The organism is Mycobacterium sp., assembly GCF_036490025.1.
Lineage (GTDB): Bacteria > Actinomycetota > Actinomycetes > Mycobacteriales > Mycobacteriaceae > Mycobacterium.
Window position 1 is genome coordinate 1 of sequence record NZ_DASXEP010000190.1, and the last position, 12,983, is coordinate 12,983.

A 12,983-nucleotide genomic window follows, 5' to 3' on the forward strand; every position below is an offset into this window, starting at 1 on the left:
TCGACATCACCGAACTGGTAGTTGATCGACATGAGTGTTCTCCTATGAGGTTTCGGTGATCGGCTAGCTGGACAGGATCTGCTGGGAGGCCTGCTCTTGGGACTCGTAGTTGTTCGCGTCGCGGATCAGCCCGTCGCGCACTCCGTGCAGCATGTTGACGATGTTGCGGAAGGCGGTGTTCATCTGGCCCATGGTGTCGAAGGAGGTGGCCTGCGCCATCCCGCTCCAGCTGGCCCCGGCGATGTTCTGACTCGAGGCCCACATCTTGCGGGCCTCATCCTCGACCGTTTGGGCGTGCACGTCGAAACGGCCCGCCATCGACCGCATCTCGTGCGGGTCAGTCATAAAACGTGTAGGCATATCTCTCTCCTTATGTAGGTGTAGGTGTCATGTCAGGGTTAAATACGTTGTGCGGCAAGGGCTCCCCCACTTCTCATCCGCCGGCCGGCGTGCGAGTTTCAACTTTCACCGACGCCGTCTTGGCCGCCTGTGTGCCCATGCCGCGCCCGTTGAGGGCACCCATGAGTGCTTGGCTGAATGGGCTGTTGGGCGTCCCGGCCGACATGATCGGCGACGCGATGCTGTTGGTCGGCAGTATCGGAGCCGCACGGACCATCTCCGGTGCCGCCTGCGCCCAGCTGTTTGGGATCGACAACCCGCCCAGCCGCCCCGCCGACGCCAGCTGAGCACTGATCGCCGATCCGAACCCCCGCATCTGGCCGGAGATGGAGCCCATCATGGCCTTCATCTTGGCGTCCAGGAGCGAGGTGACGTCGGCCAGCATCGCCTGTTGGCCGGCCTGCATCGCCTGGCTGGCGCTCATCGAATTTCCAAGGCTGATCAGCATCTTGGCGGGCATGCTGGCGAACATCGTCATGTAGTAGGCGGCTTGGATGGGAACGATCGAACCCGTGGCCGATTCGACACTTGTCGCTGCCGTGCTTGCAAGGGAGGTCTGCGTAGCCGCCGGCACGCCGAGCGTTGACATGGCGCTCGACAGCCCATTGCTGGAGCTGGTGTTACCGCTCAAGGAGGGCAGCAGGTTCTGTAGGGCGGTGGCCAAATTGGTGCCGGTGGTGCTCGCCGAGTTCGCCGTCGACTGAGCGGCCGCCGCGGCGTTCGCGGACGTCCCGCCGTCGCTGGCCGTCGGCGCCGGGGTGTGCTGCGGCAACACGACGGCCTGCTGGGAGATCGTCGCGTAGGTGTCCATCGTCATGCCGTCTTGGAACCACATCTCCATGTAGTGCGCCTCGGTGGCCGCAATCGCCGGAGTGTTCTGGCCCAGGAAGTTGGTGGCGACCAACGCCGCCAACAACGCCCGGTTGGCAGCGATCACCGCCGGCGGAACCGTCGACGCGAACGCGCTTTCGTAGGAAGCGGCGGCAAGACGCGCCTGAGCTGAGGTCTGAGCGGCCTGGCCCGCGGTGCCCGCCAGCCAATCCACAAAAGGCGATGTCGACGCGGCCATCCGTGCCGAGGACGGACCCAACCACGTCGTCCCGGTCAATTGCGTGAGCACCGTTTGATACGAGGCGGCCGTCGTCTCCAGATCCGCAGCCAACTCATCCCACGCCGACGCTGCTGCCATCAACGGTCCCGACCCCGCACCGCTGTACATCAAGCTGGAGTTGATCTCCGGCGGAAACATCATGAAACTCATCGACCCAGGCCCCCCTCAGCCGGCAGCAGCTGCATTCGCCACCTCTGTCAGCGCGTACGCCCCTGACCCGGAACGCAACGCGGCTACTAACTGTTCGTGCACTTCCGCCGCTTGGGCGGCTATCTGCTGATAGGTCGCGCCCTGCTGACCAAACTGCGCCGCGGTCAGCGCGGAAACAATATCCGATGCCGCCGGGGCCAGGCCGGTTGTCGGCGTCGCGGCGGCCGCGTTTCGGGCCGCCATCGCGTCGCCGAGACCGGCCAGATTGCCCGCAGCCCCGGACAAAGCCTCCGGTTGGGCAGTTACGAACGACACCCAAGCCTCCTTCAAGACAGGCGTCAAACCCCTGGCCGGCTGTTTGGATGAGTTAACGCAATTAACTACTCGCAAAGAGCGCTTGGTGAGGTGTGACAGTTGCGCAAGCTTAAATCACAGATGCGCATCGTGTACTGAGAAAAACCAAAGAGACATTCACTCCGCGACAATTTTTTTCGCCGCCTATACAGCAAGTTCCCAGGGAAGCCGGGTGCACACGAAAACGGCCCGCTCGCGACGACTTATTGGACATAAGTCAGTAGCTTCTGTAGCGGCAACGACCCCGCAGGGTCGGGGTGGGCACTGTGGTCGACGCGGATCCCCGAACCGGGACCGGTCCCGGCAACGGGGGCACACTCCCCGCGGTTGCCCGCCGGCCCGGTTGAGTCGGCTGTAAACGCTTCGCCTTCTTACCAATTCGCCCGCGCGTCAGCCGCCGTACATGTCAACGTAAGCCGCGCGCCGCCAAGGCACGGCGCGCCATACGCCGACCGGCGGCATGGCCCCGGCGTGCGTCGGACAGCCAGGACATGGCTGTCGCCGGATGACTTCCGGAGGCAACTGGTTTGCCGCGTCCGGAAAAGGTCGTCGGTGGGCCCTTTCACAATTGTCAAGTTCTGGATGATGGCAGGAATATCGACGCGTCAGTGGCGCCACCGCACGCATCATGATCGGAATTCGAGGGCGGCACAATGCTGAGAAAATGCTGATAAATATCGCGTCCGAAGAAAGCGCCCGACGCATCGCTGTGGTGGCGAAGGGAGACGGCGCGTGGTATAGGACGTTGCGCCGACGCACCGTCCAATCAGCCGGGCGGAACTGGCCGCCGCTGACGCGCCCGGCGCAAGGTAGGAAAGAACCATGGTCGAAAACCCGCAACCGGCGGTCGATGAGGCACCGGTCTCGGGCATCAGCCGCCGAAGGCTACTGACGACGGGCGCGGCAACCACACTCATCGGCGCCGGCCTTGGTGTCGGCGGTGCGGTGCTGCTCGGGTCACCCGGTCACGGGCCCAGCCTGTGGACCCGACCCGATCGGAGCGGCGCTCAACCGGTGGGCGGCCTGCATCTGCAATTCGGCAAGGACGCGTCCACCGAAGTCGTCGTCTCGTGGCATACCACCGATCCGGTTCACAACCCGCGGGCGATGGTTGGCACGTCGACCGGTGGCTTCGGGCGCGCCGCGCAGGCCGAGACTCGCAGCTACCGCGACGCGAAATCGAACACCGAAGTCCGGGTCCATCACGTCAGGCTCGACAACCTGGACCCCGACACCGACTACGTCTACGCCGCGGTGCACGACGGAACCAACCCCGAATTGGGTACCGCCCGAACCGCTCCGTCAGGCCGACGCCCGTTGCGCTTCACCAGCTTCGGTGACCAGGCGACCCCGACACTGGGCCGGCTGAAAACGACCGGCTACCGCAGCGACAACCTGGGATCTCCGGCCGCCGGCGACATCACCACTGCCATCGAACGCGTTGGTCCGCTGTTCAACTTGGTCAACGGAGACCTGTGCTACGCCAACATGGCCCAGGACCGCATCCGCACCTGGTCGGATTGGTTTGACAACAACACCCGCTCGGCCCGCTACCGGCCGTGGATGCCGGCGGCGGGCAACCATGAGAACGAATTAGGCAACGGCCCAATCGGTTACGCCGCATACCAGACCTACTTCGCACTGCCCGATTCGGCATCGGACGGCGAGCTTCGCGGCCTGTGGTATTCGTTCACCGCCGGCTCGGTACGGATCATCAGCCTGAGCAACGACGACGTCTGCTTGCAGGACGGCGGCAATTCCTACGTACACGGCTATTCCGGCGGTGCGCAGAAGCGTTGGCTGGAAAAGGAACTCGCAGCCGCACGCGCGGACAAACGCATCGACTGGGTGGTCGTCTGCATGCACCAGACCGCGATCTCCACGGCCGATCACACCAACGGCGCCGACCTGGGTATCCGCCGGGAATGGCTGCCGCTGTTCGACCGCTACCAGGTGGACCTGGTGGTGTGCGGCCACGAGCATCACTATGAGCGCTCACACCCGGTGCGTGGCACGCAGGACGGCGAAACCAGGACCCCGATCCCCGTCGAGGACCGTGGTGGCCTCATCGACACCACCAAGGGAACGGTGCACGTCGTCATCGGCGGCGGAGGCACGTCCTCGCCGTCGAACAGCATGTTCTTCCCTCAACCGAGATGCCGGGTGGTCACCGGTGTCGGTGACTTCGATGCGGCGATCGGACGTCGGGCACCGATACACGTCATCGAGGAAGCGCCGTGGTCGGCGTTCCGAGATAGCCAAAACCCTTACGGTTTCGTGGCTTTCGACGTCGACCCTGGCCCCCCGGGCGGCAACACGTCGATCAAGGCGACGCATTATGCGGTCAACGGCCCCTATGGCGCGATCAGCGTGGTTGAACAGTTCACGCTCACTCGGCCCCGCGGCGGCTGAACATTTCCTGACCTGTGCCGGCCGTCAAATGGGCGGCTCAGCCCGGCCGGCCTGCTGGTAATGTCATTACCGGTTTATGCTAATGGAACTCTCGGAGGCGGCATATGACGGAATCGGTGACAGCGTTCGCCGCGCGGGCCCGCCGGTGGCTGGCCGAGAACATGGCGCGCATCGAGGATCCGAATAATCCGCCGTACGCCGACCGCGGCGAGGCGGAATCCTGGCAGCATGTCCGCCGGTTACAACGACGCCTTTATGATGGCGGCTTCGCCGGCATCTGCTTCCCCACCGAGTACGGCGGCCTCGGCTTGGACATTGCATATCAGAAAGCGTTCGACGCCGAAAGCGCAAGCTATGAGCTGCCGCTGATCTTGAACACCCCGACGTTCACCATCTGCTGCGCGACGATCCTCGATACCGGCAGCGAAGACCAGAAACGGCAACACATTTCGGCGGCGCTGCGTGGCGACGAGTTGCTCGTCCAGTTGCTGTCGGAGCCCAGCGGCGGCTCGGACCTGGCGGGCGTCATCACCCGCGCCGAGCGACGCGGCGACACGTGGATCATCAACGGCGCCAAGACGTGGAGCACCGGCGCCTTTGCCGCCGACTACGGGCTGCTGCTGGCCAGAACCAACTGGGACGTGCCCAAGCACGAAGGGCTGACGATGTTCCTGGTCCGCCTGGACAGCCCGGGCATCACGTTGCGCCGCATCAAACAGGTCAACGGATCCACCGAGTTCTGCGAAGAGTTCTTCGACGACCTCGAACTCAGCGACGATGCGGTCGTCGGCGAAGTCGACAAGGGCTGGGAGGTGGCGACGCGCCAGCTGCATCACGAGCGACGCGCCGTCGGCGGCGGCTCAGAATTCGCCAGCGGCAGCGGTGCCGAGAACAACCAGGAGCAGGCCCCCGACTATCACGCGATGATTCGCGCGGCCGGGCTTATTGGCAACGAACGGGCACGCGAGGCGGCCGGCCGGGCGCTGACGCATCGCTCGGTGTGGCAGCAATTGATCGACCACGTCTTTCGGGGCGTGCTGGACGGATCGCTGCCCCCGACCGGCGGCACGCTGATCCGGCTTTTCCAGGCCGAGAAGGTGGCGCTCGAGGTCGATACCGCGCTGGCGATCGCCGGCGACGCCGGTGTGGTCGACAGTCCCGCCGATTTGCTGTCCGTCGGCGAACGCTACCTGTCCCGACAGACCGCGGCGCTCGGCGGTGGCAGCACCGAGATGGCGCGCAACGTGATTGGCGAACGGATACTGGGATTCCCGCGCGAACAAGCGGCCGACCGCGGCGTGCCGTTCAACCAGGTCAAGCACAGCCGCACCTGACGGCTTGGCATCGAGTGGGAATCCGTGGTGTCGAGTGTGAACGTAGGGCGGCAATTTCGCGATTTCCCCGCCTGAGTTTCACACTGGACGCCACTAGTTCACAGTCGGCTTGCTACGGCTTCAAACGTGAAAGCACCTCAGCGACAACGGCATCGGTCGCCACGTCGACCTGCTCGCCCGTCGTCATATCCTTCACGCCGACGGTTCCCGCATCGATGTCCCGGTCACCGGCGACCAGGGCCACCCGGGCCCCGGACCTGTCGGCGGCCCGCATCGCGGCCTTGAGTCCGCGATCGCCATAGGACAGATCCACCCGCACACCGGCCGCGCGCAGTTGCCCGCCCAGTACCGCCAGCAGTAGCTTGGCCTGCTCGCCCAGCGGCGCGCCGAACACGTCGCAGCGCGCGGTCGGCCCGACGTCCTTGCCTTCGGCGCGCAGCGCCAGCAGCGTGCGGTCGACACCGAGGCCGAAACCGATCCCGGACAGATCCTGCCCGCCGAGCTGACGCATCAGGCCGTCGTAGCGGCCACCGCCGCCGATGCCGGACTGCGCGCCGAGCCCGTCGTGCACGAATTCGAAGGTCGTTTTGGTGTAGTAGTCCAGCCCGCGAACCATGCGCGGGTTCATGACGTAGGGCACGCCGAGTCCGTCAAGGTGCGCCAGCACCGTCTCGAAATGCTGTTTTGCCACATCAGAGAGGTGGTCGAGCATCACCGGGGCGTCGGCGGTCATCGCCTTGACCGCGGGGCGCTTGTCGTCGAGCACCCGCAGCGGGTTGATCTCGGCGCGCTTGCGGGTTTCCTCGTCGAGGTCGAGCTGAAACAGGAAGTCCTGCAACAGCTCCCGATACTGCGCCCGGCAGCTGTCGTCGCCCAGCGAGGTGAGCTCCAGCCGGAACCCGTCCAGGCCCAGCGAGCGGAAGCCGGCATCGGCGACCGCGATCACCTCGGCGTCCAATGCGGGGTCATCGACGCCGATAGCCTCGACCCCGACCTGCTGCAGCTGCCGATAGCGGCCGGCCTGCGGACGCTCGTAGCGGAAGAACGGGCCCGCGTAACACAGCTTGACCGGCAGCGCCCCGCGGTCCAGACCGTGCTCGATCACCGCGCGAACGACCCCGGCGGTACCTTCCGGCCGCAGCGTCACCGAGCGGTCCCCGCGGTCGGCGAAGGTGTACATCTCCTTGGACACCACATCGGTGGACTCGCCCACACCGCGGGCGAACAACGCGGTGTCCTCGAAGATCGGCAGCTCGATATCGCTGTATCCCGCGCGGCGTGCGGCGGACAGCAGCGCCGAGCGGACCGCGACGAACCCGGCCGAATCCGGTGGGACGTAATCCGGCACACCCTTGGGCGCAAAGAATTGGGTCACGGGCTGAGCCCTTCGATGAACGGGTTGAAGCGACGTTCGGCGCCGATGGTGGTGGAGTTGCCGTGGCCGGGCAACACCACCGTGTCGTCATCGAGCACCAGCAGCTTGTCGACGATCGAGCGCAGCAGGTCGCGGCCGCTTCCGCCGAACAGGTCAGTGCGTCCCACCGAACGCTCGAACAACGTGTCGCCGGTGAACACCAGACCCTTCTCACCGGCCACCCGGAACACCACCGAACCGCGGGTGTGGCCCGGCGTGTGGTCGACGGTGACGCTGATCCCGGCCAGGTCGATCTTGTCGCCGTCGCGGTCCAGTTCGACCACCTGCTTGGGCTCGCGAAAGATCGCGGCAAGCAGCAACTGGCCGACTTTGGGCCCGAAGTCTTTGATCGGGTCGGTCAGCATGAACCGATCCTCGGGATGGATGTAGGCCGGGCAGCCGTAGGTGTCGGACACCTTCTGCGCCGACCAGATGTGGTCAATATGGCCATGCGTGAGCAGCACCGCCGCCGGCGTCAGCCGATTCTTGTCCAAAATGCGCCGCAGCTGGCCCATCGCGCGCTGGCCCGGGTCGACGACGATAGCGTCGGCTCCGGGGTGCGGTGCCAGCACGTAGCAGTTGCACTGCAGCAGCCCGGCAGGAAATCCGGTGATCAACACGATGTCCAGTTTCCCATCTGCGCGATCGTGGACGGGTCGCGCCACCCTTATTCAGCGTGAACTGGCACACTCGTCCTGACCCAGCCCGCGAGCATGGAGGGATATCGGCGGTGCCGACCAACGAACAGCGACGTGCCAATGCCAAGCGCAAACTGCAGCGACAGCTGGAACGGCACGCCCAGCAGGCTCGTCGTCGTCGGACCCTGGCCATCGCCGGAGCGTCGGTCGCGGCAGTGGTCGTCGCCGCCGCGATCGTGGTCACCGTGGTCGTGACCAACAAGGACCACAAGAACAACCGAGCGTCGGCCGGTGCAAGCGCGTCGACCACGGCGGCACCGGGTGCATTGTCAGGGGCGGCGCTGCCGGTCTTCAAGCCCGCCGCAGACCTGGGCGCCAACTGCCAGTACCCGCCGTCGCCCGAGCCGGCCGGCAAGCAGGTGAATCCGCCGCGGCAAGGCAAGGTACCCACCGATCCGGCACAGGTCAGCGTCAGCATGGTCACCAGCCAGGGCCATATCGGCCTGCTGCTGGCAAACAACGAATCACCTTGCACGGTCAACAGTTTCGCCAGCCTGGCGCAGCAGAAGTTCTTCGACGGCACCAAATGCCACCGGCTCACCGCCGGACACGCATCGTCGATCCTGCAGTGCGGTGACCCGAGCGCCGACGGCACCGGCGGCCCGGGCTATCAGTTCGCCAACGAATATCCGACCGACCAATACAAGCCGGACGACCCCGCGGCCCACGAGCCGGTGATCTACCCGCGGGGCACCCTGGCGATGGCCAACAGCGGGCCGAACACCAACGGCAGCCAGTTCTTCCTGGTGTACAACGACACCCAACTGCCGCCCGAATACACGATTTTCGGCAAAATCCAGCAGGATGGGCTGGACACCCTGGACAAGATCGCCAAAGGCGGCGTCGCGGGTGGCGGGGCGGATGGGCCGCCGGCTACCGAAGTCACGATCAAGTCAGTGCAGCTGGACTGATGACGATGAAGCTGACCCAGATCGCGGCCACGGTCGGAATGCTCGCCGTGACAGTGCCGGTGACGTCATGCACCCACCACACCGCAGGCAACACGGGCTCCTCGACGTCGACCAGCGCGGCGGCTGCCGCGACATCAACCCCGGCGCCGGTTACCGGCCCACGCTTGCCACCTTTCGCGCCGTCCGCCGGTGTGGGAGCCAACTGTCAATACCCGCCGTCAACCGATCCGGCCGCCAAAGCGGCCCCGACGCCACAGACCGGCAAGGCGTCCACCGATCCCGCTCAGGTCGGGCTGACCGTCGTCACCGACCGCGGCCGGATCGGCCTCCAACTCGCCAACAACGAATCACCTTGCACGGTCAACAGTTTCGTCACCCTGGCCCAGGGGGCGTACTTCGACAACACCGAATGCCACCGGTTGACCACGTCACGTGCGTTGTCGGTGTTGCAGTGCGGCGACCCGAAGGGCGACGGCACCGGCGGGCCGGGGTATCAGTTTGCCGACGAGTACCCGACCGATCAGTATCCGGCCGGCGATCCGGCACTGAAGCAGCCGGTCGTATACCCAAGGGGCACACTGGCAATGGCCAACTCCGGACCCGGCACCAACGGCAGCCAGTTCTTCATGGTCTACCGTGATTCGCTGCTGCCGCCGGCCTACACCGTGTTCGGCACGATCAACGAGGCAGGACTGGCCGTGCTGGACAAGATCGCCGCGGCCGGCGTCTCAGGTGGCGGCGACGACGGTCCGCCTGCCAACGAGGTCACCATCACCTCGGCGCGCCGGGACTGACCTCTACCTGGCGCTCGACGTAGGTGCGGGCCGCCCTCCGGATGGAATCTTCGGTCGGCGTCGGATGCCAACCGAGTTCACGGGTGGCCTTGGCGTGACTGGCCGGTGACGTCAGCTTCACGAGCCGAGCGCTCTGCATGCTGATCGGGAAGTCGCGGTGCATCAGCGATCCCACGGCGTCGGACACCGAGGCAAACCCGTACATGACCGCCATCGGTAGGCCCAGCCGGGGTGGCCGCGCACCGACGGCCCGCGCGGCGACGGTCACCAGTTCACGCTGGGTCATGTAGCGCTCAGAAATGATGTAACGCTGGCCGATTCGTCCGCGTTGAGCCGCTAACGGCAACGCGTCGGCGACGTCGTCGATGCCGACCACTTCCGACCCGACGCCGCGAACATAGAACGGCAACTTTCCCTGTGCGGCGAGCTTGACCAACATCCCTTGGCGCGGCTGCCAATCGGGCGGCCCGTACGGATTCGACACGTTGGTCACCACAGCAGGCAGCCCATGGTCGGCGACGTAGGAGAACACCAGGCGCTCGGCCGCGCGACGCGACTCGATGTAGCTGCCAGCCTGATCAGACCAGTTGAAAGGGGTGTCTTCATCGACAGTTTCACCGTTCCTGCCGACGGCAATGGTGCCGATGGTGCTCAGAAAAACGAACCGCTGAAGATTCGCCTGCACCGCCACGTCGAGGACGTTGCGAAGAGCTTCAACGTTGGTCTTGAAAAGCGGGGCAGGGTCTCTCAACTCCGCCCTGGTGTCGACCACGCAGTAATAGACGACGTCGCGGCCTGACATCGCAGCGGCGACATCCGCGATATCGAACAGGTCGCCGTAACACCGATCGACATTGAGGCCATCAATCCCTTTGGTGGAACTCGACTTTCGCAACAACACACGCACATCGGCGCCGTTGGACACAAGACGGCGGGTAACACAGGCACCCACGTTGCCGCTGGCGCCCATCACCAATGCGCGCTGTCCGGCTACGGCTACCTGGTCGCTTTCTGACGGCATATGTTCTCGGCCGGTCAGGCCCCCGACGTCACCCGGTAGACGTCGTAGACGCCTTCGACATTGCGGACCACATCGAGCAGATGCCCCAGATGTTTGGGGGCGCCCATCTCAAAAGTGAAGCGGCTGATCGCCACTCGGTCACCGGCGGAGGTAGTCACCGACGCCGACAGGATATTCACCCGCTCGTCGGCCAGCACCCGCGTCACGTCGGAGAGCAGCCGGTGCCGGTCGAGCGCCTCGACCTGGATGGCCACCAGGAATACCGACGACGGCGACGGCGCCCAGTGCACCTCGATGATGCGCTCGGACTGCTGTTGCAGCGAGGCGGCGTTGGTGCAATCGGTGCGGTGCACACTGACTCCCCCGCCGCGGGTGACGAAACCCATGATCTGATCGCCGGGCACCGGCGTGCAGCATTTGGCCAACTTGGTCAGAACGCCCGGAGCACCCGGCACCGCGACCCCGACATCGTCGCTGCGCGGCCGGCGCGGAATCGTTGTCGGAGTCGAGCGCTCGGCGAGGTCTTCTTCGGCTTGGTCGATGCCGCCGAGTTCGACCAGCAGCCGTTGCACCACATGCTTGGCCGAGACGTGTCCCTCACCGACAGCGGTGTAGAGCGCCGACACATCGGTGTAGTGCAGCTCGTTGGCCACCGCCGCCATGGATCCGCCGTTGACCAAGCGCTGCAACGGAAGCCCGCCGCGGCGAACTTCGCGGGTGATCGCGTCCTTGCCGGTTTCCAGCGCCTCCTCGCGGCGCTCCTTGGCGAACCACTGGCGGATCTTGGCTTTGGCGCGCGGGGACACCACGAACTGCTGCCAATCCCGCGACGGCCCGGCGTTAGGCGCCTTGGACGTGAAAACCTCGACGACTTCGCCGTTTTCCAGCTTGCGTTCCAGCGCCACCAGCCGCCCGTTGACCCGGGCGCCGATGCATCGGTGACCGACCTCGGTGTGCACGGCGTAGGCGAAGTCCACCGGCGTCGATCCGGTGGGCAGCGTGATCACATCGCCTTTCGGGGTGAACACGAAAAGCTCTTGTACCGCAAGGTCGTACCGCAGCGATTCCAGGAACTCGCCGGGATCGGCTGCCTCCCGCTGCCAGTCGAGCAGCTGACGCATCCAGGCCATGTCGTCGATCTCGGCGGCAGCGTGCAGATGCGGAACTCCGTTGCGGCCCTTGGTCTCTTTGTAACGCCAGTGCGCCGCGATGCCGTATTCCGCGGTGCGGTGCATGTCGCGGGTACGGATCTGCACCTCCAGCGGTTTGCCCTCCGGTCCGACCACGGTGGTGTGCAGCGACTGGTACACCCCGTAGCGCGGTTGGGCGATGTAGTCCTTGAACCGGCCCGCCATCGGCTGCCACAGCGAATGCACCACGCCGACAGCGGCATAACAGTCCCGGACCTCGTGGCACAAGATGCGGATGCCGACCAGGTCGTGGATGTCGTCGAAGTCGCGGCCCCTGACGATCATCTTCTGGTAGATCGACCAGTAGTGCTTGGGCCGTCCCTCCACCACGGCGTTGATCTTCGACCCGTTCAGCGTGGCGACGATCTCGGCTCGGACCTTGGCCAGGTACGTGTCGCGCGACGGCGCCCGGCCGGCGACCAGCCGCACGATCTCCTCGTACTTCTTGGGATGCAGGATCGCGAACGACAGATCCTCCAACTCCCACTTGACCGTGGCCATACCCAGCCGATGTGCCAGCGGCGCAATCACTTCCAGCGTTTCGCGGGCCTTGCGGGCTTGCTTCTCCGGCGGCAGGAAGCGCATGGTCCGCATGTTGTGCAGCCGGTCGGCCACTTTGATCACCAGCACCCGCGGGTCGCGCGCCATCGCAGTGATCATCTTGCGGATCGTCTCGCCCTCGGCGGCGCTGCCCAACACCACCCGGTCCAGCTTGGTCACCCCGTCGACGAGATGGCCGACCTCCTCGCCGAAATCGGTCGACAACGCCTCCAGGCTGTAGCCGGTGTCCTCGACGGTGTCGTGCAGCAGGGCGGCCACCAGCGTGGTGGTGTCCATGCCCAGCTCGGCGAGAATGTTGGCCACCGCCAGCGGGTGGGTGATGTAGGGATCACCCGAATGGCGCAACTGGCTGGCGTGCCGCTGCTCGGCCACTTCGTAGGCCCGCTGCAGCAACGCCAGGTCGGCCTTCGGGTAAATTTCCCGGTGCACCGCGACCAGCGGCTCGAGCACCGGGCTGAGCGTGCTGCGCTGAGCGGTCATGCGCCGCGCCAGCCGGGCGCGGACCCGGCGCGAGGCACTGCTGGGCGCCTTCAGACCGATGCCGGGCTCAGCCGACGGCGCAATATCGGCGAGCTGCAGCGGCTCAGTGGGCGGCTGGACCGCCGTCCCCTTGTCGTCCGCCACGTTCGTCACC

At 65.7% G+C, this 12,983-nt stretch carries 11 protein-coding genes; 4 read left to right on the forward strand and 7 right to left on the reverse strand.

Annotated elements, in window-relative coordinates; genetic code table 11:
* Window positions 1-63 precede the first annotated feature (63 nt).
* From VGG53_RS22260 to VGG53_RS22270, 3 genes are all read right to left on the reverse strand, one after another.
* A complete protein-coding gene (locus VGG53_RS22260; RefSeq protein WP_331517004.1) occupies window positions 64-360 on the reverse strand; it encodes a WXG100 family type VII secretion target in 297 nt (98 codons plus the stop codon).
* A 73-nt stretch (window positions 361-433) separates the two neighbouring features.
* Window positions 434-1,660 carry a PPE family protein gene (locus VGG53_RS22265; RefSeq protein WP_331520286.1) on the reverse strand — a complete coding sequence of 409 codons (1,227 nt, stop codon included), beginning with the start codon at window positions 1,658-1,660 and terminating at the stop codon, window positions 434-436.
* Window positions 1,661-1,675: 15 nt separating this feature from the next.
* Entirely contained in the window at window positions 1,676-1,975 is a 300-nt protein-coding gene (locus VGG53_RS22270) for a PE family protein (RefSeq protein WP_331520287.1), read from the reverse strand.
* Window positions 1,976-2,836: 861 nt separating this feature from the next.
* Between VGG53_RS22270 and VGG53_RS22275 the strand changes: the two genes are divergently transcribed.
* Together VGG53_RS22275 and VGG53_RS22280 are read left to right on the forward strand one after the other, a co-directional pair.
* Complete coding sequence (locus VGG53_RS22275) at window positions 2,837-4,426, forward strand: purple acid phosphatase family protein (RefSeq protein ID WP_331520288.1); 1,590 nt, start codon at window positions 2,837-2,839, stop codon at window positions 4,424-4,426.
* 104 nt (window positions 4,427-4,530) lie between these two features.
* Entirely contained in the window at window positions 4,531-5,760 is a 1,230-nt protein-coding gene (locus VGG53_RS22280) for an acyl-CoA dehydrogenase family protein (protein ID WP_331520289.1), read from the forward strand.
* A 112-nt stretch (window positions 5,761-5,872) separates the two neighbouring features.
* Here the strand turns inward: VGG53_RS22280 and hisS are convergent, their stop codons facing one another.
* Both hisS and VGG53_RS22290 read right to left on the reverse strand, forming a co-directional pair.
* Window positions 5,873-7,135 (reverse strand): histidine--tRNA ligase, encoded by a 1,263-nt coding sequence (hisS, locus tag VGG53_RS22285; protein WP_331520290.1) that lies wholly within the window; start codon window positions 7,133-7,135, stop codon window positions 5,873-5,875.
* Window positions 7,132-7,794, reverse strand: a complete 663-nt coding sequence (locus VGG53_RS22290; RefSeq protein WP_331520312.1) for an MBL fold metallo-hydrolase — start codon at window positions 7,792-7,794, stop codon at window positions 7,132-7,134. The genes hisS and VGG53_RS22290 overlap by 4 nt, the downstream gene beginning before the upstream one ends.
* 110 nt (window positions 7,795-7,904) lie before the next feature.
* Here VGG53_RS22290 and VGG53_RS22295 point away from each other — a divergent pair, with 110 nt between their 5' ends.
* Together VGG53_RS22295 and VGG53_RS22300 are read left to right on the forward strand one after the other, a co-directional pair.
* Entirely contained in the window at window positions 7,905-8,783 is an 879-nt protein-coding gene (locus tag VGG53_RS22295; protein WP_331520291.1) for a peptidylprolyl isomerase, read from the forward strand.
* 38 nt (window positions 8,784-8,821) lie between these two features.
* Window positions 8,822-9,577 (forward strand): peptidylprolyl isomerase, encoded by a 756-nt coding sequence (locus VGG53_RS22300; RefSeq protein ID WP_414689029.1) that lies wholly within the window; start codon window positions 8,822-8,824, stop codon window positions 9,575-9,577.
* Here VGG53_RS22300 and VGG53_RS22305 read toward each other — a convergent pair.
* Both VGG53_RS22305 and VGG53_RS22310 read right to left on the reverse strand, forming a co-directional pair.
* Window positions 9,555-10,598, reverse strand: coding sequence for an NAD-dependent epimerase/dehydratase family protein (locus VGG53_RS22305; protein WP_331520292.1), 1,044 nt, complete (start codon window positions 10,596-10,598; stop codon window positions 9,555-9,557). The genes VGG53_RS22300 and VGG53_RS22305 overlap by 23 nt on opposite strands.
* Window positions 10,599-10,612: 14 nt before the next feature.
* Window positions 10,613-12,973, reverse strand: a complete 2,361-nt coding sequence (locus VGG53_RS22310; RefSeq protein ID WP_331520294.1) for a RelA/SpoT family protein — start codon at window positions 12,971-12,973, stop codon at window positions 10,613-10,615.
* Window positions 12,974-12,983 lie beyond the last annotated feature (10 nt).

Coding starts and splice junctions, on each gene's coding strand:
- VGG53_RS22305 (WP_331520292.1), bottom strand. CDS start 10,598: ATGCCGTCAGAAAGCGACCAGGTAGCCGTAGCCGGACAGCGCGCATTG.
- VGG53_RS22300 (WP_414689029.1), top strand. CDS start 8,822: ATGCTCGCCGTGACAGTGCCGGTGACGTCATGCACCCACCACACCGCA.
- VGG53_RS22275 (WP_331520288.1), top strand. CDS start 2,837: ATGGTCGAAAACCCGCAACCGGCGGTCGATGAGGCACCGGTCTCGGGC.
- VGG53_RS22260 (WP_331517004.1), bottom strand. CDS start 360: ATGCCTACACGTTTTATGACTGACCCGCACGAGATGCGGTCGATGGCG.
- VGG53_RS22280 (WP_331520289.1), top strand. CDS start 4,531: ATGACGGAATCGGTGACAGCGTTCGCCGCGCGGGCCCGCCGGTGGCTG.
- VGG53_RS22265 (WP_331520286.1), bottom strand. CDS start 1,660: ATGAGTTTCATGATGTTTCCGCCGGAGATCAACTCCAGCTTGATGTAC.